Genomic DNA, 26,993 nt, shown 5'->3' with positions numbered 1-26,993 from the left:
CTATAATTTTTGGGAGGATTCAGTTATGGGATTCAAATCTGATATTGAAATTGCACAAGAAGCACAACCTCAAGACATTAGAGAGATAGCAAAGAAATTAGGACTTACAGAGAATGATATTGAACTATATGGTAAGTATAAAGCTAAAATTGACTACAATTTACTAAAAAAAGATAATGGAGGTAAAAAAGCTAAGCTAATATTAACTACAGCTATAAACCCAACTCCAGCAGGTGAAGGAAAAACTACAACAACAATAGGTGTTGCAGATGGATTAGCTAAATTAGGTGAAAATGTATTAGTAGCTTTAAGAGAACCATCTCTAGGACCTGTATTTGGTGTTAAAGGAGGAGCAGCAGGTGGAGGATATGCACAAGTTGTTCCTATGGAAGATATAAACTTACATTTTACGGGAGATTTCCATGCTATAGGTGCTGCAAATAATTTATTGGCTGCAATGTTAGATAACCATATACATCAAGGAAATGAATTAGGAATAGATTCAAGAAGTATAACTTGGAGAAGATGTGTTGACATGAATGACAGACAACTTAGAAATATTGTTGATGGTTTAGGCTCTAGAGCTGACGGAGTATCTAGACAAGATGGATTTGATATAACTGTTGCTTCTGAAGTAATGGCTGCTTTCTGTTTAGCAAGTGATATAGTTGATTTAAAAGCAAGGCTTGGAAGAATAATAGTTGGATATAACTATCAAGGAGAACCTATAACTGCAGAGCAATTAAAGGCTAATGGTGCTATGGCAGCTTTATTAAAAGACGCTTTAAAACCAAATTTAGTTCAAACACTAGAAGGAACGCCTGCATTTGTTCATGGTGGTCCATTTGCTAATATAGCTCATGGATGTAACTCTGTTATAGCTACTAGAATGGCTATGCATTTTGCAGATTATGTAGTAACTGAGGGAGGTTTTGGTGCTGATCTAGGTGCTGAAAAATTCTTAGATATAAAATGTAGAATGGCAGACTTAAAGCCAGATGCAGTTATAATAGTTGCTACAGTTAGAGCATTAAAATATAATGGTGGAGTTCCAAAAGAAGAGTTAAATAAAGAAAACTTAGAAGCTCTTGAAGCAGGACTTCCAAACTTACTAAAACATGTTGAAAATATAACTCAAGTATATAAACTACCAGCAGTAGTTGCTATAAATGAATTCCCAACAGATACAGAAGCAGAAGTTAACTTAGTAAGAGAAAAATGTAAAGAGTTAGGTGTTAACGTTGCTTTATCTCAAGTTTGGGCAAAAGGTGGAGAAGGTGGAATAGAACTAGCTAAAGAAGTTATTAGATTAACTAGTGAACCAAATGATTTCCAATTCTGTTATGAAGATGATTTAAGTATAGAAGAAAAAATAAACGCAATAGCTACTAAGATATATGGAGCTGATGGTGTAGATTTTACACCACAAGCTAAAAAAGAATTAGCTAGATTAGAAAGCTTAGGATTTGGAAAAATGCCTATATGTATGGCTAAAACTCAATATTCTTTAACTGATGATCAAAATAAATTAGGTAGACCAACAGGATTTAGAATAACAGTTAGACAATTAACAGTTTCAGCTGGGGCTGGATTTATAGTTGCTTTAACTGGAGAAATAATGAAGATGCCAGGGCTTCCAAAAGTTCCAGCTGCAGAAAGAATAGATGTCGATGAAAATGGAATAATATCTGGATTATTCTAGTATTTATAAGAAAATAAGTTGGGGTAGTATGGCTTGTACGTACTACCTCAGTTAAAATAGATGTTTTTGTAGAATTAGGGGGAAATTCGATGAATATTTCGGAAAAAACTTGTGTAGAGTTTGTAGATGTGCTTGCTTCTAAATCACCTGTTCCTGGAGGAGGAGGAGCTGCTGCTTTAGTTGGTGCTATAGGAATGGCTTTAGGAAGTATGGTATGTAATTTAACTATAGGCAAAAAGAAGTATGCAGAGTATGAAGAAAGTGTGAAGGAAATATTAGCAAAAGCAGGCAAATTAGAAAGAGAATTACTAGAAATGATAGACAAAGATGCAGAGGGATTCTATCCACTTTCTCAAGCTTATGGACTTCCTACTTCAACTGAAGAAGAAAAACATATAAAAGAAGAAACAATGCAAAAAGCTTTAAAGGTTGCTTGTGAAGTACCTATCAACATAGTAAGGGTCTGTTATAAGGCTATAAAATTACACCAAGAACTTGTAGATAAAGGATCTAGGCTTGCCATAAGTGATATAGGAGTAGGTGTTCAATGTTTAAGAGCAGCTATTCTTGGAGCTGAATTAAATGTTGTTATAAATGTTAATTCTATAAAAGATCAAGAATATGTAGATAGAGTTAATGCTGAGATGAAAGAGCTTGTAGAGGGTGGAGTTCAAGTATGTGATGAAGTCTTTAAGAAAGTAGAAGTTTCTTTAGGAAAATAATAAATAATATTAAGGGGGTCTTATAAATGGAAGTATCAGTAGCTAAAGGAGAAATAATTAAGGGGAAACCAGTAGCAGATGCAATGAGTGAAAGCTTAATAAAAGAAGTTAATGAGTTAAGTAAAGAAGGGATAATACCAAAATTAGCTATATTGAGAGTTGGAGCTAAAGCTAATGACTTAGCTTATGAAAGAGGCGCTCTTAAAAAATGTGAATCTATAGGTATTGAAACTGATGTAGTAGAATTAGAAGAAGGAGTAACTCAAGATAAGTACATAGAGGTCTTACAAAAATTAAACAATGATCCAAAGGTTAATGGAATATTAACATTTAGACCATTACCAAAAGGTATAGATGAAGACGTTATAAAACATATTATAGCGCCAGAAAAAGATGTTGACTGTTTTAACCCATTAAATACTGCGAAGATAATGGAAGGTGATAAAACAGGATTCCCACCATGTACTCCTACTGCAGTTGTTGAAATATTAAAACATTATAATGTCAACTTAAATGGAGCTAATGTGGCTGTACTTGGAAGATCTATGGTTGTCGGAAAGCCAGTATCAATGCTTTTATTAGCAGAAAATGCTACAGTTAATATATGTCATTCTAGAACTAAAAACTTAGCAGAAGTAACTTCAAAAGCAGATATATTAGTTGCTGCTGTAGGTAGAGCTAGAATGATAACTCCTGAATATATAAAAGAAGGTGCAGTAGTAATTGATGTTGGTATAAATGCTAAACCGGAAGGTGGAGGAATATGTGGAGATGTTGATACTGATTCGGTAGTAGAAAAAGCATCTATGATAACTCCAGTTCCTGCGGGAGTAGGTTCTGTAACTACATCTGTACTAGCAAAACATGTAATAAAAGCTTGTAAGGCCCAAAATAATAAATAGATATACTTTTAGGGGGGAATAAGAGAATGGTAATTTCTGATAAAAAACCAATAGAAGAAGTATTAGGATTTCTAGAAGGTTCAGAAAAAATAGTATTAGTAGGATGTAATCAATGTGCTGCTACTTGTAAAACTGGAGGTGAGCCAGAATTACAAGCTATGAAAGAAGAGTTAGAAGCTCATGGAAAAACTGTATTAGGGTATAAAGTTATAGATCCTTGTTGTAACCTTTTACAATGTAAAAAAGATTTAAAATCTGTAAGAGAAGAATTAAAAGAGGCTGATGCTATATTATCTTTAGCTTGTGGAGACGGAACACAAACTATAGTTAAAAATACTAAGAGTATGCCTGTCTATCCAGCAAATAATACATTATTCATAGGAGAAGTTGAAAGAGTAGGACAATATAAAGAAGCTTGTAAGGCTTGTGGAGAATGTGAATTAGGATGGACTGGTGGTATATGTCCAATAACTATGTGTGCTAAAGGCTTAATAAATGGAGCATGTGGTGGAGCTAAAGATGGAAAATGCGAAATAAGTCATGAGAATGATTGTGCATGGATTAAGATATATGAAAGACTTAAGGAGTTAGATCAATTAGATAACTTAACAGTGGTTAGGCCACCAAAAGATTATTCAAAACAAAATAATCCAAGAAGCTTAGATCTAAAGAAAAAAGCACAAAAAGCTGTTAATGCTGAAGCTTAATAACTTTTAAAGGTTAAAAAGGGGGATTTTATAAATGAGCTTGTTACAAGAAGTTTTAGAAAAAGGCGAATTTGCAATTACTGCTGAAATGGCACCTCCAAAAGGTACAGATCTTTCTCACCTTTTAGAATGTGCAAAGAAATGTGTTGGTAGAGTTCATGCTACTAACGTAACAGACTTCCAATCAGCTGTTATGAGAGCTACTTCTCTTGCTACATGTAAAATGTTAAAAGATATAGGACTTGAGCCAGTAATACAAATGACTGGTAGAGATAGAAATAGAATTGCTATAGAAGGTGAAATGCTTTCTGCAGGAATATTTGGAATAGAAAATTTATTAGCATTAACTGGTGACCATACTTGTGTTGGAGACCATCCACAAGCTAAAGGTGTATTCGACTTAGATTCTGTAAGTATATTAAGTACAGCGACTACATTAAATAGTGGAGTAGATAGTGTCGGTTTAGAATTGAAAGGTAAAACGAACTTCTATCTAGGAGCTTCTGTTACTCCTGAGTATGCTCCAATAGAAGTGCAGTTATTAAAAATGCAAAAGAAAATAAATGCTGGAGCTAGATTCTTCCAAACTCAAGCAGTCTATGATATAGATCATTTAAGAAAATTTAGAGAGCTTACTAAAGATATGGATTGCAAAATTCTAGCTGGTATAGTTCCATTAAAATCTCCAGGTATGGCTAAATTTATGACTGCTAATGTTCCTGGTATATTCGTCCCAGATGATCAAATAGAAAGATTAAAAGCAGCTGGAAAAGGTAACTATGTTCAAGAAGGTATTAAGATGGCTGGTGAATTCATAAGACAAATAAAAGAGGAAAATTTATGTGATGGTGTTCACATAATGGCTATCGGAGCAGAAGAAAATGTTCCTTTAATACTAGATGCTGCAGGTCTATAAGATTAAGGAGGAGAACGTATGAAAATAGCAGTAATTGGAGGAGGGCCAGGAGGATACGTAGCAGCTATAAAAGCAGCTATGCATGGTGCTGATGAAGTTGTAGTTATAGAAAAGAAGATAGTTGGAGGAACATGCTTAAATGTTGGTTGTATACCAACTAAAGCATTACTTGCATCTTCTTCAATGTTAATGAATATAAAAGAAGCTAAAAGCTTTGGAATAGAAATAGATGGTGAAGTTAAGCCAAACTTTAAATCTATAATGGAAAGAAAAAATAAAATTGTAGATCAACTTATATCAGGTATAGAATTCTTATTTGATAAAAGAGGAATTCAGTTAGTTAATGGATTTGGAAAGTTAATAGATAAAAATACTATAGAAGTAGCTATGGAAGATGGGTCAAAAGAAACTATAAAAGCGGATAAGATAATATTAGCAAATGGTTCAGTTCCAGTAGTACCATCTATGTTTCCGTATGATGGGAAATATGTGATAACTAGTGATGAAGTACTAGGATTAGAAGAACTTCCAGAGTCTATGTTAATAGTTGGAGGAGGGGTTATAGGATCTGAAATAGGCCAATTCTTCCAAAATTTAGGTACTAAAGTTACTATAGTTGAAATGGGTGAACATATTTTAGGAAGTGAAGATAAAGATGTAGCTAAACAGTTGCAGAGGCAGTTTAAAAAAGATAAAATTAAAGTGTTAGCAGGTGTAGGGGTACAAACTTGCGAGGTAGTAGATAACAAAGTAGTAGCAACACTGTCAAATGGGAAGTCAGTTACTGCTGATACTTGTTTAGTTGCAGTTGGTAGAAAGCCAAATCTTGCAAACTCAGGAATAGAAGAAATAGGAATAGAGTTAGTTGGAAGAGGGAAAGTAAAAGTTAATGAATACCTAGAAACTAGTGTAGAAGGTATATATGCAATAGGGGATATAATTGATACTGCAATGCTTGCACATGTTGCTTCCAAAGAAGGGGAAGTAGCAGCTATTAATGCTTTAGGAGGCAAAAAAACAGTAAATTATACAGCAGTACCAAGATGTGTATATACTGAACCTGAAGTTGCTGGTGTTGGTAAAACTGAAAAACAACTTCAAGCTGCAAATGAAGAATATAAGGTAGGTCAATTTGATTTTAGAGCATTAGGTAAAGCTCAAGCTATAGGTCATATACAAGGATTTATAAAAGTTCTTGCTGATAATGATGACAAGATTATAGGAGCTTCTATAGTAGGACCTCATGCGACGGATTTATTAACTGAATTATCCTTAGCAGTTGGCCTAGGCCTAACAGTAGAACAAGTAGGAGATGTAATACATGCACATCCAAGTTTATCAGAAGGATTAATGGAAGCTCTTCATGATGTACATGGTGAATGTGTTCATGCAGCTCCAAAATTAGTTAAAGCTTAAAATAAAGCAGAGCAAAGAAAATAAGTTAACTTTAAGATCTGTTTTGATAAAGACAAGGGGGAAGTCTTAATATGGGATACAATATAGCAGTTGCAGGAAAAGGTGGAACAGGGAAAACAAGTCTAACGGGGCTTTTAGTTAATTCTTTAATAAAAGATAAAAAGTCACCAGTATTGGTAGTGGATGCAGATGCCAATGCAAATATAAATGAAGTATTAGGCATAGACGTAGAATCATCAATTGGGCAAATCAGAGAAGAAGTAAATCAAAGAGAGAAATTAGGCAATTCATTTCCTGGAGGTATGACAAAAGCACAATTCTTACAATATAGACTAAATTCTATAATTGAAGAAGGTGAAGGTTATGACTTACTTGTAATGGGGCGTTCTGAAGGAGAAGGTTGTTATTGTTTTGTCAATGGTATATTAAGAGAACAAGTTCAAAAAATTTCTAATCATTATAAATATGTAGTTATAGACAATGAAGCCGGTATGGAACACTTAAGCAGGAAAACTACTAGACATGTAGACACTCTACTTCTAGTAAGTGATTGCTCAAGACGTAGCATACAAGCCGTTGCTAGAATAAGAGATTTAGCTAAAGAGCTAGAGTTAAGTGTAGGAGAGGTAAAACTTATAGTAAATAAAGTTCCAGATGGAATCTTGCATGAAGGTGTAAAAGAGGAAATAGAAAAACATAAGTTAGATCTTATTGGAGTAGTACCTTTAGATGAATTAATATATGAATATGATTCTACAGGTAAACCATTAGTAGACTTGCCTGAAGATTCACAAGCTAAACAAGCTATTAAAGATATAATAGCAAAATTAGAATTAAAATAGGCTTAAGGGGGAATTTATTATGGCATTTAAAATGTCTGTTCAAAAATATTCTGGTAGAATATCTGAAGTGGAAATAGGAATAGGAGATAAAGCAATAAGATTAGGTGGAGAAAATGTTTTGCCGTTTTATGGATTTGATGGAGAAACTGGAAATAAGCAAGTAGTAGGTATACAAATATCTGATATATATCCAGAAAGCTGGCTTGATTCATACAAAGAGATGTATAAAGATGTGGCTAACTGTCCTGTTGAATGGGCTAAATATGTTGAAGAAAATACAGAAGCAGACTTTATATGTTTAAAATTTGATGGAGCCGATCCAAATGGATTGGATAAAACTCCAGAAGAATGTGCAGAGGTTGCTAAAGCTGTGGTTGAAGCTATAAGATTACCGTTAGTCATAGCTGGTACAGGTAATCATGAAAAAGATGGAAAATTATTTGAAGTTTTAGCTCAAGCAGTAGACGGTTATAACTGCTTATTTATGTCAGCTGTAGAAGACAACTACAAAACAGTAGGTGCTTCAGCTGGTATGGCATATAATCATAAGGTAGGAGCTGAATCTTCAGTTGATATAAATTTAGCAAAACAAATGAACGTATTATTAACTCAATTAGGTGTTAAATCAGAAAATATAGTTATGAACATAGGATGTTCAGCTGTTGGTTATGGATATGAGTATGTTGCATCTACTATGGATAGAATAAGACTTGCAGCATTTGGTCAAAATGATAAATCTTTACAAATGCCAATAATAACTCCAGTAGGATTTGAAGTAGGTCATGTAAAAGAATCTATAGCTCCTGTTGAAGATGAACCAACTTGGGGTTGTCCAGAACAAAGAACAATAGCTATGGAAGTTTCTACTGCAGCAAGTGCCTTAGTTGGTGGAGCAAATGCAGTAATACTTCGCCATCCAGAATCAATAAAAACTATAAAAAATTTAATTAGCGAGTTAGCTTAATTTATTTGTAAGGTTAGGGGGATATAAAAATGGCATTAAAAGCTTTAGATATATTTAAATTAACACCAAAGAAAAATTGTAAAGACTGTGGTTTTCCAACTTGTATGGCATTCTCTATGAAAGTTGCTTCAGGAGCAGTAGAAGTTGATAAGTGTCCACATATGTCAGATGATGCAATAGCAAAATTGTCAGAAGCAACTGCACCTTTAATGAAATCATTAAAAGTTGGTGCTGGTGAAGCAGAATATACACTAGGTGGAGAAACTGTATTATTTAGACATGAAAAAACTCTAGTAAGCAGAAATAGATTTGCCGTTCAATTCTGTGATTGCATGAGCGAAGAGGCAGTTGATGCTAAAATCGAAAATATGAAGTTAGTTGACTACGTAAGAATAGGCGAAGAAATGAAAGTTGAGTTTGCATTAGTTAAATATAATGGAAACAAAGATGCTTACGTATCATTAATAAATAAATTAAAAGCAAGTGAATTAAAAATAGCTTATATAATAGACTGTGAAGATGTTGCAGTTGCTAAAGAAGCTGTACAGTTATTAGAAGGAACAAATCCAATAGTATATGGAGCAAATAAAGATAACTTTAATGATATGATAAATGTTGTTAAAGGAGGTAACTTAGCTCTAGGAGTTAAAGCTAATAGCCTAGAAGAATTATATTCTACAGTGGAAGCTATACAAGGTGCTGGTTACAAAGAATTAATATTAGATGTAACTGGAGAAACTATAAAAGATACTTATACTAATGCAGTTCAAGTTAGAAGAATAGCATTAAAAGAACAAGATAGAACATTTGGATACCCATCAATAATATTTGCAAACCAATTATCTAATAATGATCCAATGATGGAAGTAGCGTTATCTTCTGTATTTACAGTAAAATACGGATCAATAATAGTATTAGACGATATAGATTATGCTAAAGCACTACCATTATTTGCATTAAGACAAAATATCTATACTGACCCACAAAGACCAATGAGAGTTGAACCTAAGATATACCCAATAAATAACCCAGATGAAAACTCACCAGTAGTAGTTACTGTTGACTTTGCATTAACTTATTTCATAGTATCTGGAGATATAGAAAGATCTAAAGTACCATGCTGGCTGGTAATACCTGATGCAGGTGGATACTCAGTTCTTACTTCATGGGCTGCTGGTAAATTTGGTGGAAACTCTATAGCATCATTCATTAAAGAATGTGGTATAGCTGAAAAAACTAACAATAGAGATTTAATAATACCAGGTAAAGTTGCTGTTATAAAAGGTGACTTAGAAGAAAACTTACCAGATTGGAACATAATAATAGGAACAGAAGAATCTATGGAAATACCTAAGTTCTTAAAAGAGTATCAAGCTAAAAAATCCGAAGAATTAGCAAAAGCTTAAGGTAATTAATTAAAAATAAATTAATTTTAATCCATAAGGGGGATAATTTACACATGGAAAAATTTATGATTATAGGTGAAAGAATACATTGTATATCGCCAGAAATAAGAAAAGCATTAGCGGAAAGAGATCCTGAGCCAATATTAAGAAGAGCTAAAGCGCAATTAGATGCAGGAGCTCATTATATAGACTTCAATATAGGTCCAGCTGAAAGAGATGGAGAAGAAATAATGACATGGGGAGTTAAAATGCTTCAATCTGAACTTAATAATGTTCCATTAGCTTTAGATACTGCTAATAGAAAGGCAATAGAAGCAGGTCTTAAAGTTTACAATAGAGAACATGCTAAGCCAATAGTGAATTCTGCAGACGCTGGTGGAAGATTAGATTTAATAGATTTAGCAGCTGAATATGATGCTAAAGTTATAGCTTTATGTTCTAAAGATGGTATACCTAAAGATAATGATGAACGTATGGCTTACTGCCAAGAGATGTTAGAAAAAGGGCTAATGTTAGGAATAGACCCTTCAGATATGTTATTTGACCCACTATGTTTAGTTATAAAGGGAATGCAAGAAAAGCAAGTTGAGGTATTAGAAGCTATAAGAATGATGACTGAAATGGGTCTTCCAACGACAGGAGGATTATCAAATGTATCTAATGGTTGTCCAAAACATATAAGACCTATATTAGACAGTAATTTCTTAGCTATGGCTATAGCTAATGGATTTAGCTCTGCTATAGTAAACCCATGTGATGAGTTATTAATGCAAACTATAAAATCTTGTGACATAATAAATGGAGCTTCTTTATATGCAGATTCTTACTTAGAATTAAATGAAGGTGCATTTGAATACAACGTTTAGAATGCAAACTTAAATTATAAAAGCCTCAACAAAATGTGTTGAGGCTATAAAAGGGGGAAGTAGAGTGAATTTATATAATATTATATTTACAGGTTCAGAACAAGCTTTAGGTGCTGCTAAAGGTATGTTAGCTGATGCCATAACTCAGCATGGAAAAGATCACCCAGTAGCATTCCCTGATACTGCATATTCATTACCTTGTATATATGCAGCAACAGGTAAAAAAATGAATACTCTTGGAGATTTAGAAGGTGCTTTATCAGTAGTTGAGTCTTTAATAAATAGAACGCATTTATTAGAGCATGCTTTAAATTCTGGTTTAGCTACAGCTTTAGCTGCTGAGGTTATAGAAGCTATAAAATATGCTACTATGGAAGAACCATATTCAGCTCCTTGTGCAGGTCATGTAAACGACCCAATAATAAGATCTCTTGGTGTACCACTAGTTACAGGAGATATACCAGGAGTTGCAGTTGTTTTAGGTGAATGCCCAAGTTCTGATATTGCAGCTAAAATAGTTAAAGATTATCAATCTAAAGGATTATTAACTTTCTTAGTTGGCAAAGTTATAGATCAAGTTATAGAAGCTGACGTAAAAATGGGAGTTGATTTAAGAGTTATACCTTTAGGATATGATGTAACTTCTGTTATCCATGTTGTATCTGTTGCAATAAGAGTTGCATTAATATTTGGTAATTTAACTCCAGGAGATCTTCCAGGATTATTAGAATATACTTCTAAGAGAGTTCCTGCATTTGTTAATGCATTTGGGCCACTTAGCGAGTTAGTTGTATCTGCTGGAGCTGGAGCTATAGCTTTAGGATTCCCAGTTATAACAGACCAAACAGTTCTTGAAGTACCAATGAACTTATTAACTCAAAAAGATTATGATAAATTTGTAGCTACTTCTCTAGAAGCTAGAAATATAAAAATAAAAATAACTGAAATACCTATACCAGTATCATTCGCTGCAGCTTTTGAAGGCGAGAGAATTAGAAAAGGTGATATGATAGCTGAATTTGGTGGAAATAAAACTGAAGCTTGGGAGCTTGTTATACATAAAGAAGCTTCTGAAGTTGAAGACCATAAAATAGAAATAATAGGACCAAATATAGATGAAGTAGAGCCAGTAAATGGATTAATAAGATTACCACTTGCTGTAATAGTTAAAATAGCTGGTAAGCAAATGCAAAATGACTTTGAACCAGTTCTTGAAAGACGTTTCCACTACTTCTTAAACTATATAGAAGGTGTAATGCACGTTGGTCAAAGAGATATGTCTTGGGTAAGAATATCTAAAGATGCTTATGACAAAGGATTTAGATTACAGCATATAGGAGAAGTTCTATACGCTAAAATGAGAGATGAGTTTGAATCAGTTGTTGATAAGTGTGAAATAACTATAATAACTGATCCAGAGCAAGTATCAGCTAAAAAATCTGAAGCCACTTCTAGATACGATGCTAGAGATGAAAGATTAGCTTCATTAGTAGACGAAAGTGTTGATACATTCTATTCTTGTAATTTATGTCAATCATTTGCACCAGCTCACGTTTGTGTTGTTACTCCTGAAAGACTTGGTCTTTGTGGAGCTGTTAGCTGGTTAGATGCTAAAGCTACTAAAGAATTAGACCCAACAGGACCTTGCCAACCAATAGTTAAAGGTGAATGTTTAGACGATAGAACTGGAGTATGGAATTCTGTAAATGAAACAGTTAGCCAAATATCTCAGGGTGCTGTTGAAAGTGTTACATTATATTCTATACTTGAAGACCCTATGACTTCATGTGGATGTTTCGAATGTATATGTGGTATAATGCCAGAAGCAAATGGATTTGTTATAGTAAATAGAGAGTTCCCAGGTATTACTCCAGTTGGTATGACTTTTGGTGAGCTTGCTTCTATGACTGGTGGTGGCGTTCAAACTCCAGGATTCATGGGACACGGAAGACACTTTATATCATCTAAAAAGTTCGCTTATGCTGAGGGTGGACCAGAGAGAATAGTTTGGATGCCTAAAGAGTTAAAAGATTATGTAGCTGATAAATTAAATGCTACAGTTAAGGAAATGACTGGAATAGAAAACTTTACAGATATGGTTTGTGACGAAACTATAGCAAATGATTCAGAAGGTGTGCTTGCTTTCTTAGAGGAAAAAGGCCATCCAGCATTACAAATGGAATCTGTAATGTAATATTACTTATATAGGAGGATAAAATGAAAGTTATACCAGAATTAAGATATAGCGATAAACACACTTGGGTAAGAGTTGAAGGAGATTATGCATTAGTAGGAATAACTGATTTTGCTCAAGACCAATTAGGGGAAGTATTATTCGTTGAGATGCCAGAGGTAGAAGATGAATTAACACAAGGTGAAGACTTTGGTGTTGTTGAATCTTCAAAGGTGGCTTCAGATTTAATAGCTCCTATATCAGGTGAAGTTGTAGAAATAAATGAAAGGCTAGAAGATGAACCTGAATATATAAATGAAGATCCATATGATGCTTGGATAGTAAAAGTAAAATTATCAGATGCTGATGAATTAGAAAGCTTATTAAGCCCTGAAGAATATGAGAGTAAAATAGAATAATTTGTTAAATAGAAAAGGGGAATTCGACTGCAGCGATTCCTCTTTTTTATATTGAAAAGATAATAGATGATTGCGTCTAATATGACTATATTACTTTGTTTTTATAACATATTAAAGATTAATATATGCTAAAATTATAATAGAACTATATTGGGGGGAATAGAGTATGGTAAAGGTACTTTTTAAGTCGCATGAAAAAGAAGTTTATTGTAAAGAAGGGGATTTATTATTAGATGTTGCCAGAGCTGCAGATATATTTATAGATGCACCATGTAATGGGAACGTATCTTGTGGAAAATGTAAAGTAAAACTTTTAAGTGGTAAAGTTGATACTGAAAAAACTAGACATATAAGCCAAGATGAAATAAAGCAAGGCTATATTTTAGCTTGTAATTCAAGAGTTGTTTCTGATATAGAGATAGAGGTACCTTCAAAGCTATCTTCTTCTATGCATGGGATGAAGATAGAGGGTGTAGGAAAAGAAAAAGATGAGGCTATATTTAATAGAGCAAAAAAAATAGCAGATACTAATGGGTTAAAATTTTGTACAAATATCAGAAAAAAATATATAGAATTAAGCGAACCAACGTTAGATGATAATATAAGTGATGTGGATAGAATACAAAGATATGTTAGAAATAATTTAGGGTATAATGAAGTAGATTTTAGGCTAGATGTTCTAAGAAAAATCCCTAAACTAATGAGAAAAAATAATTTTAGGGTTACGTTAACATATATTCAAAAGAAAAATAAATTAACTATAATTGATATTGAATCAGGAGATACAGGACAATCTTTATACGGTGTTGCAATAGATATAGGAACAACATCAGTAGTAGTTTGTTTAGTTGATTTAATAAATCAAAAACTTATAGATAAAGCATCTTCAGGAAATGCTCAAATTAAGTATGGAGCTGATGTAATCAATAGAATTGTATTTGCAAGCAAGAAAGATGGTTTAGAAGTATTACATAGAGCTATAATTCATGAGACAATAAATCCACTCCTACAATCAATCTATGAAAAAAATAATATAAGTAAAGATAATATTATTAGCGTAGTAGTATCTGCTAATACTACAATGGCAAGTTTATTCTTAGGAGTATATACTGATTACTTAAGAAGAGAGCCATATATACCACCATTTATGAAGTCTCCAAAATTAGTGGGAGAAGATATAGAGTTAGATGTAAATCCTAGTGCATCTGTTTATTTAGCGCCAAATGTAGCCAGCTATGTAGGAGGAGATATAACTGCTGGGGTTTTATCAGCAGGAATATGGGCTAGTGAAGAAAATGTATTATTTATAGATTTAGGAACAAATGGTGAAATAGTATTTGGAAATAAGGACTTTATGATGAGTTGTGCTTGTTCTGCAGGACCAGCTTTTGAAGGTGGAGGAATAAGATGTGGTATGAGAGCTTCATTTGGAGCTATAGAGAAAGTTACAATCAACCCAGAGACTTTAGTACCTACACTAGGTATTATAGGTGATTGTGATCCTGTAGGTATTTGCGGATCAGGTATAATTGATTTAATATGCCAAATGATTCTTAATGGGATTATAGATAGAAGAGGTAAAATACAAAAAGATTTAGATTGTAATAGAATTAGATTTGATGAACATGGAATTGGAGAGTATATCTTAGCATTTAAAGATGAGTATAACTTAGAAAATGATATTACTGTAAACGAGGTTGATATAGATAATTTTATAAGAGCAAAAGGTGCAATATATTCTGGAGCATCAGTTTTATTGCAAAGCTTAGGTATGGACTTTACAGTATTAGATAAAGTATATATAGCAGGTGGAATTGGAAATAGCTTAAATATAGAAAATGCTATAACAATAGGATTACTACCAGATGTTGATAGAGATAAGTTCCAATATATAGGAAATAGCTCTTTAGTAGGATCTTACTTAGCATTAATAAGTAGATCAGCAAAAAATAAGTTAGAAGAAATTGCAAATCAAATGACTTATGTAGAACTAAGTGTATACCCTGGATATATGGATGAATTTGTATCAGCTTGTTTTATTCCTCATACAAATATAGAGGATTTCCCATCAATAAAAGCTGTTCTTAATATTTAAATAAATTAAAATAATTGAATAAATAAAGAATATTAAAAGATATAGTGATATAATTATAATAGATAGTTCTATAAGGTGATTAAATAAAAATGCCAAGATAATCCAAATTGAATTGACTTTAAATTATTTATGGTGCTATACTTTAAATAAAGAATACTATATTAAAAGTGGAATCATGAAGATTTCTTTGGTGTATTGTAATACCTAAGGAAATCTTCTTTTTATTTTCAAATATATGGAGGGGATTAATATGTGTGAATCAGCAGCATTTATCTTAAAAAATAATGAATTAGAGAAAGTTATGGATAATGTAGTTAATGTAGATCCATACGAAGGTAAAGTATATTTAACAGATTTATTAGGTGAACAAAAAATAATAGATGGAGTTATAAAAGAAATTAGATTAATGGACCATAAAATAATACTATCAGAACAATAAAATTTAATAGGGGAAATTTAAAATGATTATAGCAGTAATAGATGGAATGGGTGGAGGAATAGGAGCTCAAATAGTATCTTCACTAAGAGAGGAACTACCTACACACATCGAGATATATGCACTAGGAACCAACTCAATAGCCACAAGTGCTATGATGAAGGCTCATGCCAACAAGGGAGCAACAGGTGAAAATGCAGTTATAGTTTCATCCAAACGTGCAAATATAATAGTTGCACCAATTTCAGTTACGATTCCTAACTCTATGATGGGAGAAGTTACATGCAAAATTAGCGAAGCTGTAGCAGATAGTGAAGCTTTAAAAATATTATTACCTATTATGCCAGAAAATATAGAGATAGTTGGATTAGAGAATAAACCATTGGCATTACTAATAAAAGATACTATAAAAGTTATAAAAAGAGAATTTAATATAAAATAGCTAGGGGGAAGAATAATATGTTTAGTAAGGATATAGTAAGATTCCATCATGCGGATGATCATGACCATGGAGAATTAGGAGGACATGATCACCATCATCCACATACTCATAGTCATAGTAATTCTGTGGAAAATAAAGATGAAAAAACACTTAAGATATTATTAGTTCATTGGGTAAATCACAATGAATCTCATGAAGAAGGCTTTAGAGAGTGGGTTGAAAAAGCTAGAGCAATGGGAAAACATGATACTGCAGACAGCATAGAAAAGGCTATAGAATATTTACAAAAAGCTAATGAAATGCTAGTAGAAGCTAAAAAGTTTATGTAATAAATTTACGTATAAAAAATTCTAGTCAACAAAATGGCTAGAATTTTTTTATAAACTTAAAAAAATGGGTTTTTAAGTCGAAAAATGTATAAAAATAAAAGATTAAAGCTATAATAATTTATTTACATTATTTATAATTATATGTAATAATAAATATAAGGGATATGAAGATAAATTGAATTTTGTAGAGATATACGGGGGGAAATATATTTCGAGCGAATAGATTAATATTACATCATGATACACATATAGATAAGTTAAGTGATATGATGGGGAGAATTGTGCGGAAGTTATGGGTATGAAGATTGCGTACATGATAATAGGCATACTCATGAACATGGACATGCATATAATGGATAACATAAGCATGTCCATGTATAAAAATTTAAAAAGTATATAATTAAACCATAAAGATTTGACATAGGTAAAGTATGACCATTGTTAACTTTATGGTTTTTTGCTAAATATTAACTGTAATCATAATAGTATTAACCATGTCAAAACTATTATATATTTTCCTTTATAGTGCATTTATATTATGAAAAGGGAGGTAAAGTTATGAAAGATGGTCACATACATACTCAATACTGTCCTCATGGTAGTAACGATAATATGGAAGATTATATAAAAAGAGCCATAGAAATTGGTTTGGATGAAATAACATTTACAGAGCATTTACCTTTTCCAGAAAATTTTAAAGATCCATCGCCTAATAATGATAGTGTTATGGACATAGAAAGTTTACATAAATATATGAAGGATGTTAATAGTTTAAAAACTAAATATAAAGACAAGATAAAAATAAATTTAGGTGTAGAAGTGGATTATTTGGAAGGGTATGAAAAAGAGACAAAAGAAATTTTAGATGTCTATGGAAAATATTTTGATGATTCTATATTGTCTGTTCATATATTAAATATTCATGGTGATTATAAAATAATGGATTATAATAAGGACGAGTTTGGAGAGATAGTTAATTTACTAGGTGGAGTTGGTAATGTATATTACAAATATTATAAAACATTGAAAAAAGCATTACATGCAGATTTGGGAAAATATAAGCCAAATAGAATTGGTCATTTAAATTTAGTGAGAAAGTTTAATAAAATATATCCTTATAACTATGAAAATAATATTGTATTAGAAGAACTTTTAATGCTTATAAAAGAGAAGGGATATGAATTAGATTATAATCTATCAGGATTATTAAAAGAATATTGTAAAGAAGCCTATATAAGCGGAGAATTGTTAAATTTAGTAAAAAAATATAAAATACCTGTTGTACCAGGTTCAGATGCTCATAGTGTAAAAAATATGGTTAATTATGATAAATTAGAACATATTAACAATTTAAAGTAAATACTTAGGTTAATATTTAATATGGAATAAAATTGAAAAAAATATTGACTAATTTTTAAAATTAATATATAATTAAATTATATTAAGGAGAAGTACTCAAGTGGCTCAAGAGGATCCCCTGCTAAGGGATTAGGCTGGGTAAACCGGTGCGAGGGTTCGAATCCCTCCTTCTCCGCCAGTAAAGACTATCGATTTTCGATAGTCTTTTTTTTATTCCCGTAATCAAAATAATATATTACCAAGTAGTGTAGATTGTAACTTCTTTTTTATTGTAAATAAATAGAGAAAATATATAATAAAATTAATTGCAATTTTAAGGGGGAGATATAATGATTTCAGCAAATTTTAGTATAGTTTTTTTATTGACGTTAGTTTTATGGGTAGTATACAGAGTATTTTTATATAAAAAAAATAGAACATCTAATATGCTAAGAGAAGTAGTATTATTTTTATTTTTATTCTATTTTTTAGTTATGATTAGCTTAACTATTTTTAAAAATTCTATCATATTTACAAATCCTTTAAAAAATTATCAGTATATTCATAAAGGAATTTTTGGAATAATAAATGTTATTCCTTTCAAGGAAACAATTGCAACTTTAACTGATGGTCATACGCCTATTAGAATACCGCTAATAAATATATTTGGAAATATATTGGTATTTATACCATTGGGATTTTTTATACCATTATTATTTGAAAAGTATAACAAAGCATCTAAAGTATTTGTACTTGGATTTGTTTCTACTTTATGTATAGAACTTACACAGCTATTTATAGGAAATAATGTATGTGATATAGACGATATTATATATAATACTACTGGAGCTATACTAGGCCTATTAATATTTAGATTATTTGAAAAGATAATTGAAAATACAAAGGTAAAAGAATTAATAGGCAATATAAGAGACTATAGTACAGAGTCGGTATTTATAAAAAGTGGGAAGATTATATTAGCAATATCGATTTTAACAGTAAGTATATATGTTAAAGAAATATATTCTCAAACGGCATCAGATAAATTATCAGATGACGAACTTATAAAGTCTGCCTTCAATTATGATATAGGTGAATTAATTAAGAGTGTAGATTTTGAAGATGAAAAACTATTTCTAGTTAAAAATAATGAGTACTTAAATGTAGAAAGATTAGTTAGATATTCTAAGTCAAGGTACATAAATAATTATAACGGAGGAGTTTCACTTAAGGATGATGTTGGATATACATTTAATGTTATGAGTAAGTTTAACAGTAATATGAGTGAGGAATCAGTAACTGTAATGGTTTATGGTAAAAATAACAATGCTACTAGTATGGTAATAAATCTAATGGGAAATGAATACAAGGTAGAATTAAGTAAGAATGATTACTTTTTAGCTGTGTACCCTGAGTATTTAGAAGTAGAACATGAGGAAATTTCAAAACTTTATAGGGAGAATTTTGATGAAGTTTTAAGTTTTAAATTCTTTGATGAAAATAATATAGAGATTAATGATATGAAGTTAATTTTAGAGTAGAAAAATAAAATTAAAATATTATAATTTTAATGTAATAAATTGACGTATAAAAAAGACCGGAAATAATTAAAAGGTAATTGCTTAATTTTTAGACAATATGAAAAATAATATATTGACTCTCGTGTTACACAAGAGTTTATAATGTGTAAGAGTAATACGGGAGGTGTTGAATATGATAAATGAATTTTTAAAATACGCTATTCCATCAGCAATTTCTATGTTTATATCGGCATTATATACAATTATAGATGGAATATTCGTAGGACAAGGTGTTGGAGATGCAGCACTTGCTGCAGTTAATATAGTTTTACCATTTACAGTAATATTAGTAGGTATGGCAAATATGATGGCTGTAGGTGGAGGATCTTTAGTTTCAAAAAATATTGGATCTAAAGAAATTGATAAAGCTGTAAATATATTTAGACAAGTATGTAAATTTCTTTTGCTACTAAGTATATTTATAAGTATAGTTTGTGTTATATTTACAGATCAAATAGTAAAATTATTAGGTGCAACAGAAAATCTAGAAGGATTAGCTGTAGATTATCTAAGATTTTATGCATTATTTTCTATACCAAATTTAATAGGTATAGTATTAAATAGTTTTGTAAGAAATGATCAAAAGCCAAAGTTAGCAATGGTATCAATAATATCAGGTGCAATAACTAATATAATATTAGACTATGTATTTATATTTAAATTTGGACTAGGAATCAAAGGTGCAGCAATAGCTACAGGTCTAGGTCAAATAGTAACAGTTACTATATTATTACCTCACTTTATAAAGAAGAAGGGATACTTAAGTTTTGGAAAGGTAAAGCTACAATTAGAAAGTATAAAAGAGTTTTTAAAAATAGGATTTCCATCTTTCTTTGCACAAGCAAGTTTCTCTGTCATAGTATTACTTCATAATGTAATAATAACTAAGAATATAGGAGAAATGGGAGTATCTGCATATAGTATAATAAACTATATAGGTACAAATATATACATGGTGCTATTTGGTTTAACATTAGGAGCACAACCTCTTATAAGTTATAATTATGGTAGAAAAGATAGTAGTAAAATGTTAAGTTTTTACAAAATAACATGTATATCATCAACATTATTTACAACGTTAGCAGTAGTAATTTGTTTTGTACTTGGAAGAAGTATAATACAAATATTTACTTCAGATAAGGAAATACTAGAATTGACATATACAGGAATTAAGTTTGCAGCATTAAGTTATTATTTTGTAGGTCTTAACTTAAATACAATAACTTATTATCAAGCAATAGAAATGCCTAAGTACTCAAATTTAATTTGTTTATTTAGATCAATAGTTTTCTTACCAATAGGACTTATAATGCTTTCTAAAATATTTGGAGTAAATGGAGTATGGGGTGGTACTTTATTTGCAGAAACTATAACATTTACTGCAATAAGTTTAATAACTAGTTTAAAATCAAATACATTAAAGTCTACAGAAAAAGTTAATTCATTAGAAAATCTAGAAGTCGTATAGATAAAATGAGGGGAATGGTGCTAAAATAGTATCATTCCCTCTTTTGTGATTAAGGAGATGTAAAATATGAAAAAATATTTTTCGATTGGAGAAATGTCAAAATTACATAATATATCAGTGGAAACTCTTAGGCATTATGATAGATTCGGTATACTTAAGCCAGAGTATATAAATGAGAATACTGGATATAGATACTATTCTACAAAAAGCTTTATAAAAATTTACTTAATAAAACAGTGTAAGGCAATAGGTTTATCTTTAGAGGAAATAAAAGAAATCATAAATGATTATACTTCTCTAGATTCAATTTTAAATATTATTAAGAATCAAAAAGAAATAATTGATAAAAAAATTATAGAATTAAATAGCATAAAAAATAGTATAGAAAATCTTGAAGGAAGTATAGAAGAAGCTTTACATGTTGGTATAAATGAACCATTCATAAAACATAATCCTAAAAGAATTATGAAAAAATATAATTACACACATAGATATACTGAAGAGTTTGAAATGCAGCTAAGAAAATCTCTTTTAGAAATAGAAAAAGAATATAATAATTTTAATTCGAAAATTGCATTTGAAACTTCGCTTAAAGAATTAGTAGAAAATAATAATGTTATACATACAAAGACTATGATAGGGCTAGACTGTACTTTATCAGAAGATGAAGAACCTGTTGTGGTTTTGCCAGAAGGCGACTATATAACTTTTTATTTTGATGATAATTTTTATGACAATAAAAAGTATTATAATAAAGTATTAGAGTATATAAACAATAATAAAATAGATGTAATAGGGGAATTTTATGAAATTCATGAAATGACAAGAGTTAGTAAAGATGGAGAAACTAAATCTCTAGCTAAAATTGAAATATTGATTAGATAAAATTACTTTGAGATGATGAAGTAATGAAAAATACTTCATTTATTTTTATAAATCTAAATAATTAGTGAAAATTATAAAAATTGTGAAAAATATTTACAATTTTGAAATTTAATGATAATATAAAGAAATAAAATATTTTCTTATCAAGAGAGGTGGAGGGACAGGCCCTGTGAAACCCAGCAACCAGTATATTATTTATATACAAGGTGCTAAATCCTGCAGTACGTTACTGAAAGATAAGTATAGATTAGGGAAAAAAGCCTGAGTTTATACTCAGGCTTTTATTTTATATTAATTTAAGGGGGAGAATTATGAAACTAAAAAAAATACTAAGCTTAATGTTAAGCTCTCTACTATTATTATCAGTAGTAGGATGCTCTTCAACAGATGGAAAATCAAATGAGGATAAGGTTATAAAAGTAGGAGCGACTCTAGTTCCAGGTGGAGAGTTGTTAAAGGAATTAGAACCTATGATAGAAGAAAAAGGATATAAACTAGAAATTGTAAATTTCAATGATTATATTATGCCTAATGAGGCTTTAAATAATGGTGAAATAGATGCTAATTTATTTCAACATGAACCATATTTAAAAGAAGCTGTTAAGACTAAAGGTTATGATATAATGGCAGGCACAAAGCTTTATGTATGTCCAGCAGTTTTATATTCTAATAAAATAAAATCTATTGATGAGTTTAAAAAGGGAGATAAGATAGCGATAAGTAACAATCCATCAGCAGGATCAAAATGTCTTAAGTATCTTCAAGATTTAGGACTTATAACTTTAAAAGAAGGTGATGTAGTAGGTGTTAAAGATATTGTAGAAAATCCTATTGGATTAGAGTTTATTGAGTTAGATGTAGCTCAAATAGCACCATCTCTAGAAGATGTTACAGCTGGATTTATAGATACTACATACGCTGTTCCTGCAGGTCTTAATGCAGAAGATAATGGAATTTATACAGCTCCAGTAAATGATGAATATGCAAACTTATTAGCATTCAGAACTGAAGATAAGGATAGTGAAAAGATAAAAGTTTTAGAAGAAGTCCTTACTTCTGATGAATGTAGAGAGTTAATAAAATCAAAATACAAAGGCGTTGTTATACCTGTATTTTAAGTTAAATATCTCAAAATACCTTTAAATTATTATATTTATAGGTATTTTGAGAATGATTCCTATAATGAAGATAATTCTTTTTTTACAAGAAAATTGCACAAACTAATAATATTATTTTCTAGTAAATTTGAATTAAACTTAATTGGTATAATAGTTGATAACTTATAAAATAATATATGGTTTTGATTAGAGTCAACACCTTTTTGTAGAAGAATATCTATATGTAGTTGATTATTTTCCAATATTATTGAATAATTATCTTTATAAATATTTATATTATTTATATTACCTGAGAATATATCGTATTTCATTTTTAAGTTTGATTTAGATATTTTATGAGAGATAGGAACTAACTTTACTTCTTGATTTTTAGTAACTATACTTAAAGGATTTAATTTCTCATATAGAATATCTTGTATTTTTATCATTTGAGAGAGATAAAAAATGTCTTCATAATTATGAAGTAATATTTTAGATTTTAATCCTTCATCTTGAGTAATAACAAATTCATTATATAATTCAACGCTTTCTTTTCCAGAAATAGTATCATTTCTATCTATTCCAAGGTATTTTTCTATAGTTTTAAGTTTACAATCCAAAAGAGATAGTTTTTCTTTGTAAGGTTTAACAATTCGTAGTATGTCAATATCATCATTTTTATTAAAAGAAAAATCTATACTATGTTTTTGAAATCTAGAATTTAAAAAAGGAATATCGAATGTAAAACCATTAAAAGTAATATGTTTATCAAACATAACAATATCTTTTATAAATGCTAGAAGTAATTCTTTTTCTTCATCTTCATTTGAAGCAAAATATTGTTTTATTATGGTTTTATTATTTTTATTATAAGCTATTCCGATTAGTATTACTTTGCAAAATTTAGGGCTAAGACCAGTAGTTTCTATATCAAATACAAAATGGTTAGGTGGAATATCTATAAAATCATCACATATATGCTTAATTATCTCCATAAAGTTTCTCCTTTTCTAGATTCTATATTATAATAGTTTGGTATATTATAAAATATTATATAAACATTATAAAGTAATTAAATAATACTTCAAGGTGGTAATTATGATAAATATAGATAAATTAAATGAAAATCAAAAGATTGCAGTAACTCATATAAATGGTCCTTGTATGGTTCTTGCAGGGCCTGGTTCAGGGAAGACTAGAGTTATTACACATAGAATAGCAAATATGGTTGTGAATGAAAATATAAGACCAAGTAGTATATTGGCAATAAGTTTTACAAAGGCTTCTTCTATGGAAATGAAAAATAGAGCAATAGCATTAAGTAAAGATGTAAGAATGAATAAGGTTACATATGGAACATTTCACTCAGTATTTTTTAGAATCTTAAGGCATTTTGAAAAGTATAGTTTAGATAGTATATTAGATGAAAAGTCTAAGAGATTGGCTATTAAAGGTATTTTAAAAAGTTTAAATGTAGAAAATGGGGAAGATGATGAAGTTATAGGTCAATTTATAAATGAAGTTTCATTTGTAAAAAATGAATTAATGGATAAAAGTGACTTTAACTCAGAGGTAGTAAGTAAGGATGAATTTATAAAAGCGTATAATTTGTACGAGGAGCATAAACAACAAATTAAAAAAATAGATTTTGATGATATGTTACTTAGAACATATTTCTTATTAAAAAATAATTCCAAAGCATTAGAAACTGTTAGAAACGTGTATAGATATATTTTAGTAGATGAGTTTCAAGATATAAATAAAGTACAGTTTGAAGTACTAAAACTAATTTCTAACCCACTAAATAATATTTTCGTAGTTGGTGATGAAGATCAAAGTATTTATGGATTTAGAGGGGCTAGACCAGATTTTTTATTAGAGTTTGAAGAGTACTTTCATGGAACGAAGAAAGTTCTTTTAGATATAAATTATAGATCTAAAAGTGAAATTATAGATATTGCAAATAGGCTAATTGAAAAAAACTCAAATAGATATGAAAAAGTAATAAAATGTAGTCAAGGAAATGGCGGGAATATTACATATATAGCTCCAAAGGATTCAGAAGAAGAGGCTGTTATTATAGGAAAGGAAATCTTAGAAGAAATAAAAAAAGAATTTGTAGAGTATAGTGATTTTGCGGTTATATATAGAACTAATATACAATCCAGAGCTTTAGTAGATGTATTTATGGATATGAGAATACCTTTTATAGTTAAAGATTCTATTGTAACTATATATGACCACTGGGCGGCACAAGATATACTTGCTTATTTGAGACTATCTATAAACCCTAGTTCTAATAAAGACTGGGTAAGAATTATAAATAAGCCTTTTAGATATATATCTAAAGATAGTATAAATAGCATAAAAGATGAAAGTGACTTTATAAATGCTTTAATAACAAAATGTAATTTACATCCAAAGCAAGTAAAGACTATAAATGATTTAGATATAGATTTAAGTTATCTAAAAACGTTAAATCCTCAAAATGCTATTTCTTATATTAGAACAAGTTTAGAATATGACATATATATATTGGATTATTGTGCAAATAGAAAAATAAAGACTAATGGATTAATAGAAATATTAAATGAGCTTGAAAGCTCTGCAACAAATTTTAAAACTATAAAAGAATATTTAGAGCATATAGATAGAGTAAAATCAGAAGTTGTAGGGAATAAAAATAAAGAACAAAGTGATGGCGTAATATTTACTACTATGCATAGTGCAAAGGGATTAGAGTTTAAGAATGTGTATATAATAGGTGCTAATGAAGGAACTATACCACATGAAAAATCATATGAATTAGATGATGATGAAAAGAAAAGTGAGCAAATTGAAGAAGAGAGAAGACTAATGTATGTAGCAATTACAAGGGCTGAAGATAAATTATGCATAAGTTCTCCACAAAATAAATATGGTAAAAAGGTATCAGTATCTACATTTATCGATGATATAAAGGCACCAACTAAGGAGGAAATGGATAAAATAAATGTTGGAGATACAATATACCATAAAAGATTTAAAGAAGGTGTTATTGTAGCTAAAGATGGTGATTCTATAAGAGTTAAGTTTGATGATGGAACTAGAATTTTAAATTATAGAGTTTGTATTTTAAATAATGTTATTCATATATAATTAGAAATATTTAAAAAGGTAGTATATCAAAAAATGTAAAATAAATTTGATATACTACCTTTTAATATTATATATTAATATTTAATAGTAAATTCCTTCTTCGAAGAAATCTTTTATTTCATTAAGATTATTAGTTTTTCCTAATGCTAATATTAACTTTAAACGAGCTTTATGACCTGGTAAGTCTCCACCAAAGATACACTCTAAATTTCTTAGGTCTCTACCAGAACCTAAGTATCCATAAGTATCAAAAACTCTTCCTGAGTTACATCTAGAAACTATAACCACAGGTATATTATTTTCTCTAGCGTATTTAACACCTTCATACATTCTTGGAGGAAGATTACCTCTACCCATAGCTTCAATTACAATACCTTTGTATCCGTTATCGACAGCTAATTTTATAAAAGTATCATCCATACCTACTGCAGCTTTAAATAATGCTACCTTAGGTTCAATTATATCTGTATCAATAATAGTTCTTTTAGTTATATGCTTATATATAAGAAGCTCATTACAGTCTATAACACCCAAAGGTCCTCCAGTTACAGATTGGAACGTATTTAGTGCTAAAGTATCTGTTTTAGTAGCTTCAGATGCAGCAATAACTTCATTATTTAAAACTATAAGAACTCCTTTACCACGTGCACTATCTGATATAGCAGTACAAACTGCTGCAGATAAGTTGCTCGGACCATCATATCCAAGCTCAGAGCTACTTCTCATAGCACCTGTAACTATTACAGGCTTTGGATTATCTATAGTTAAATCTAAGAAATAAGCAGTTTCTTCTAAACTGTCAGTACCATGTGTTATTACAACACCAGCAATATCATCTCTTTTTAATAAGTCATTTACATAATGTTTTAGTTCCATCATTCTCTCAGGTGTAACGTGAGGACCAGGAATTTCATCAAAATTAAATACCTCGACATTAGCCACCTTATCTATGTTAGTAACCATTGACATTATTTGTTCCCCAGACAAAGTAGGTATCGCTGCTCCAACTTTTTCATCAACTGTCATAGATATAGTTCCACCAGTGAAAACTATACCAACTTTCTTTTTATTAGTCATAAAAGCCACCTCTTAGTTTATAATATTCATAATTTCTTACTAAATATAAATTATATCAAAAATATCTAAAGTA

Annotated in this window: 24 protein-coding genes, 1 tRNA gene and 1 riboswitch; of the genes, 23 read left to right on the top strand and 2 right to left on the bottom strand. The window is 30.2% G+C overall.

Going from position 1 to position 26,993, the window contains the following annotated elements:
• Nucleotides 1–25 precede the first annotated feature (25 nt).
• From HF520_RS11310 to HF520_RS11205, 22 genes are all read left to right on the top strand, one after another.
• Complete coding sequence (locus tag HF520_RS11310; RefSeq protein WP_168574131.1) at nt 26–1,702, top strand: formate--tetrahydrofolate ligase; 1,677 nt, start codon at nt 26–28, stop codon at nt 1,700–1,702.
• 89 nt (nt 1,703–1,791) lie between these two features.
• Complete coding sequence (locus HF520_RS11305; RefSeq protein ID WP_168574130.1) at nt 1,792–2,424, top strand: cyclodeaminase/cyclohydrolase family protein; 633 nt, start codon at nt 1,792–1,794, stop codon at nt 2,422–2,424.
• A 26-nt stretch (nt 2,425–2,450) separates the two neighbouring features.
• Nucleotides 2,451–3,326: a bifunctional 5,10-methylenetetrahydrofolate dehydrogenase/5,10-methenyltetrahydrofolate cyclohydrolase gene (locus HF520_RS11300; protein ID WP_168574129.1), complete on the top strand. Its 876-nt coding sequence runs from the start codon at nt 2,451–2,453 to the stop codon at nt 3,324–3,326.
• 26 nt (nt 3,327–3,352) lie between these two features.
• Complete coding sequence (locus tag HF520_RS11295) at nt 3,353–4,033, top strand: methylenetetrahydrofolate reductase C-terminal domain-containing protein (RefSeq protein WP_168574128.1); 681 nt, start codon at nt 3,353–3,355, stop codon at nt 4,031–4,033.
• Between the two features lie 34 nt (nt 4,034–4,067).
• Nucleotides 4,068–4,949, top strand: a complete 882-nt coding sequence (locus HF520_RS11290) for a methylenetetrahydrofolate reductase (RefSeq protein ID WP_168574127.1) — start codon at nt 4,068–4,070, stop codon at nt 4,947–4,949.
• Nucleotides 4,950–4,967: 18 nt separating this feature from the next.
• Nucleotides 4,968–6,365: a dihydrolipoyl dehydrogenase gene (lpdA, locus tag HF520_RS11285; protein ID WP_168574126.1), complete on the top strand. Its 1,398-nt coding sequence runs from the start codon at nt 4,968–4,970 to the stop codon at nt 6,363–6,365.
• Between the two features lie 71 nt (nt 6,366–6,436).
• Complete coding sequence (locus HF520_RS11280) at nt 6,437–7,207, top strand: ATP-binding protein (RefSeq protein ID WP_168574125.1); 771 nt, start codon at nt 6,437–6,439, stop codon at nt 7,205–7,207.
• A 19-nt stretch (nt 7,208–7,226) separates the two neighbouring features.
• Nucleotides 7,227–8,171 (top strand): acetyl-CoA decarbonylase/synthase complex subunit delta, encoded by a 945-nt coding sequence (acsD, locus tag HF520_RS11275; protein WP_168574124.1) that lies wholly within the window; start codon nt 7,227–7,229, stop codon nt 8,169–8,171.
• 29 nt (nt 8,172–8,200) lie between these two features.
• Complete coding sequence (gene acsC / locus HF520_RS11270; RefSeq protein ID WP_168574123.1) at nt 8,201–9,577, top strand: acetyl-CoA decarbonylase/synthase complex subunit gamma; 1,377 nt, start codon at nt 8,201–8,203, stop codon at nt 9,575–9,577.
• A 53-nt stretch (nt 9,578–9,630) separates the two neighbouring features.
• Entirely contained in the window at nt 9,631–10,443 is an 813-nt protein-coding gene (gene acsE / locus HF520_RS11265; RefSeq protein WP_168574122.1) for a carbon monoxide dehydrogenase/acetyl-CoA synthase methytransferase subunit, read from the top strand.
• 64 nt (nt 10,444–10,507) lie between these two features.
• Nucleotides 10,508–12,637: an acetyl-CoA decarbonylase/synthase complex subunit alpha/beta gene (gene acsB, locus HF520_RS11260; RefSeq protein ID WP_168574121.1), complete on the top strand. Its 2,130-nt coding sequence runs from the start codon at nt 10,508–10,510 to the stop codon at nt 12,635–12,637.
• Nucleotides 12,638–12,660: 23 nt separating this feature from the next.
• The gene (gene gcvH / locus HF520_RS11255; RefSeq protein WP_168574120.1) at nt 12,661–13,035 is read left to right on the top strand and encodes a glycine cleavage system protein GcvH; all 375 of its coding nucleotides are present in this window, start codon (nt 12,661–12,663) and stop codon (nt 13,033–13,035) included.
• Nucleotides 13,036–13,201: 166 nt separating this feature from the next.
• Complete coding sequence (gene acsV / locus HF520_RS11250; RefSeq protein ID WP_168574119.1) at nt 13,202–15,130, top strand: corrinoid activation/regeneration protein AcsV; 1,929 nt, start codon at nt 13,202–13,204, stop codon at nt 15,128–15,130.
• A gap of 250 nt (nt 15,131–15,380) precedes the next feature.
• The gene (locus HF520_RS11245) at nt 15,381–15,569 is read left to right on the top strand and encodes a CooT family nickel-binding protein (protein WP_168574118.1); all 189 of its coding nucleotides are present in this window, start codon (nt 15,381–15,383) and stop codon (nt 15,567–15,569) included.
• A gap of 22 nt (nt 15,570–15,591) precedes the next feature.
• Nucleotides 15,592–16,008 carry a DUF3842 family protein gene (locus tag HF520_RS11240; protein ID WP_168574117.1) on the top strand — a complete coding sequence of 139 codons (417 nt, stop codon included), beginning with the start codon at nt 15,592–15,594 and terminating at the stop codon, nt 16,006–16,008.
• Between the two features lie 17 nt (nt 16,009–16,025).
• Nucleotides 16,026–16,337 carry a zinc transporter gene (locus tag HF520_RS11235; RefSeq protein WP_168574116.1) on the top strand — a complete coding sequence of 104 codons (312 nt, stop codon included), beginning with the start codon at nt 16,026–16,028 and terminating at the stop codon, nt 16,335–16,337.
• Nucleotides 16,338–16,895: 558 nt separating this feature from the next.
• Entirely contained in the window at nt 16,896–17,696 is an 801-nt protein-coding gene (gene hisJ / locus HF520_RS11230) for a histidinol-phosphatase HisJ (RefSeq protein ID WP_168574115.1), read from the top strand.
• An 86-nt stretch (nt 17,697–17,782) separates the two neighbouring features.
• Nucleotides 17,783–17,874: transfer RNA gene (locus HF520_RS11225), tRNA-Ser, on the top strand.
• A gap of 151 nt (nt 17,875–18,025) precedes the next feature.
• On the top strand, nt 18,026–19,216 hold the full coding sequence (locus tag HF520_RS11220; RefSeq protein ID WP_168574114.1) for a VanZ family protein: 1,191 nt from the start codon (nt 18,026–18,028) through the stop codon (nt 19,214–19,216).
• 172 nt (nt 19,217–19,388) lie between these two features.
• Nucleotides 19,389–20,723: an MATE family efflux transporter gene (locus HF520_RS11215; protein WP_168574113.1), complete on the top strand. Its 1,335-nt coding sequence runs from the start codon at nt 19,389–19,391 to the stop codon at nt 20,721–20,723.
• 66 nt (nt 20,724–20,789) lie between these two features.
• Entirely contained in the window at nt 20,790–21,608 is an 819-nt protein-coding gene (locus tag HF520_RS11210) for a MerR family transcriptional regulator (protein WP_168574112.1), read from the top strand.
• Nucleotides 21,609–21,745: 137 nt separating this feature from the next.
• Nucleotides 21,746–21,851: riboswitch (SAM riboswitch) on the top strand.
• A gap of 68 nt (nt 21,852–21,919) precedes the next feature.
• Nucleotides 21,920–22,726 carry a MetQ/NlpA family ABC transporter substrate-binding protein gene (locus HF520_RS11205; RefSeq protein ID WP_168574111.1) on the top strand — a complete coding sequence of 269 codons (807 nt, stop codon included), beginning with the start codon at nt 21,920–21,922 and terminating at the stop codon, nt 22,724–22,726.
• Between the two features lie 59 nt (nt 22,727–22,785).
• Here the strand turns inward: HF520_RS11205 and HF520_RS11200 are convergent, their stop codons facing one another.
• Nucleotides 22,786–23,700, bottom strand: coding sequence for a ribonuclease H-like domain-containing protein (locus tag HF520_RS11200; RefSeq protein WP_168574110.1), 915 nt, complete (start codon nt 23,698–23,700; stop codon nt 22,786–22,788).
• Nucleotides 23,701–23,803: 103 nt separating this feature from the next.
• Here HF520_RS11200 and HF520_RS11195 point away from each other — a divergent pair, with 103 nt between their 5' ends.
• Nucleotides 23,804–25,843 carry an ATP-dependent helicase gene (locus tag HF520_RS11195; RefSeq protein WP_207710998.1) on the top strand — a complete coding sequence of 680 codons (2,040 nt, stop codon included), beginning with the start codon at nt 23,804–23,806 and terminating at the stop codon, nt 25,841–25,843.
• An 81-nt stretch (nt 25,844–25,924) separates the two neighbouring features.
• Here the strand turns inward: HF520_RS11195 and HF520_RS11190 are convergent, their stop codons facing one another.
• A complete protein-coding gene (locus HF520_RS11190) occupies nt 25,925–26,920 on the bottom strand; it encodes an asparaginase (RefSeq protein ID WP_168574109.1) in 996 nt (331 codons plus the stop codon).
• Nucleotides 26,921–26,993: the final 73 nt, after the last annotated feature.

It is taken from the genome of Romboutsia sp. CE17 (assembly GCF_012317385.1).
In the GTDB taxonomy this organism is placed as follows: Bacteria; Bacillota; Clostridia; order Peptostreptococcales; family Peptostreptococcaceae; genus Romboutsia_E.
The sequence above is the reverse complement of the archived record's forward strand: the minus strand, read 5'-3'. Positions and strand labels throughout refer to the sequence as shown.

Coding starts and splice junctions, on each gene's coding strand:
- HF520_RS11240 (WP_168574117.1), top strand. CDS start 15,592: ATGATTATAGCAGTAATAGATGGAATGGGTGGAGGAATAGGAGCTCAA.
- HF520_RS11215 (WP_168574113.1), top strand. CDS start 19,389: ATGATAAATGAATTTTTAAAATACGCTATTCCATCAGCAATTTCTATG.
- HF520_RS11200 (WP_168574110.1), bottom strand. CDS start 23,700: ATGGAGATAATTAAGCATATATGTGATGATTTTATAGATATTCCACCT.
- acsV (WP_168574119.1), top strand. CDS start 13,202: ATGGTAAAGGTACTTTTTAAGTCGCATGAAAAAGAAGTTTATTGTAAA.
- HF520_RS11305 (WP_168574130.1), top strand. CDS start 1,792: ATGAATATTTCGGAAAAAACTTGTGTAGAGTTTGTAGATGTGCTTGCT.
- HF520_RS11205 (WP_168574111.1), top strand. CDS start 21,920: ATGAAACTAAAAAAAATACTAAGCTTAATGTTAAGCTCTCTACTATTA.
- gcvH (WP_168574120.1), top strand. CDS start 12,661: ATGAAAGTTATACCAGAATTAAGATATAGCGATAAACACACTTGGGTA.
- acsD (WP_168574124.1), top strand. CDS start 7,227: ATGGCATTTAAAATGTCTGTTCAAAAATATTCTGGTAGAATATCTGAA.
- acsE (WP_168574122.1), top strand. CDS start 9,631: ATGGAAAAATTTATGATTATAGGTGAAAGAATACATTGTATATCGCCA.
- HF520_RS11195 (WP_207710998.1), top strand. CDS start 23,804: ATGATAAATATAGATAAATTAAATGAAAATCAAAAGATTGCAGTAACT.
- hisJ (WP_168574115.1), top strand. CDS start 16,896: ATGAAAGATGGTCACATACATACTCAATACTGTCCTCATGGTAGTAAC.
- acsC (WP_168574123.1), top strand. CDS start 8,201: ATGGCATTAAAAGCTTTAGATATATTTAAATTAACACCAAAGAAAAAT.
- HF520_RS11220 (WP_168574114.1), top strand. CDS start 18,026: ATGATTTCAGCAAATTTTAGTATAGTTTTTTTATTGACGTTAGTTTTA.
- HF520_RS11245 (WP_168574118.1), top strand. CDS start 15,381: ATGTGTGAATCAGCAGCATTTATCTTAAAAAATAATGAATTAGAGAAA.
- HF520_RS11280 (WP_168574125.1), top strand. CDS start 6,437: ATGGGATACAATATAGCAGTTGCAGGAAAAGGTGGAACAGGGAAAACA.
- HF520_RS11295 (WP_168574128.1), top strand. CDS start 3,353: ATGGTAATTTCTGATAAAAAACCAATAGAAGAAGTATTAGGATTTCTA.
- HF520_RS11210 (WP_168574112.1), top strand. CDS start 20,790: ATGAAAAAATATTTTTCGATTGGAGAAATGTCAAAATTACATAATATA.
- HF520_RS11235 (WP_168574116.1), top strand. CDS start 16,026: ATGTTTAGTAAGGATATAGTAAGATTCCATCATGCGGATGATCATGAC.
- HF520_RS11190 (WP_168574109.1), bottom strand. CDS start 26,920: ATGACTAATAAAAAGAAAGTTGGTATAGTTTTCACTGGTGGAACTATA.
- lpdA (WP_168574126.1), top strand. CDS start 4,968: ATGAAAATAGCAGTAATTGGAGGAGGGCCAGGAGGATACGTAGCAGCT.
- HF520_RS11290 (WP_168574127.1), top strand. CDS start 4,068: ATGAGCTTGTTACAAGAAGTTTTAGAAAAAGGCGAATTTGCAATTACT.
- HF520_RS11300 (WP_168574129.1), top strand. CDS start 2,451: ATGGAAGTATCAGTAGCTAAAGGAGAAATAATTAAGGGGAAACCAGTA.
- HF520_RS11310 (WP_168574131.1), top strand. CDS start 26: ATGGGATTCAAATCTGATATTGAAATTGCACAAGAAGCACAACCTCAA.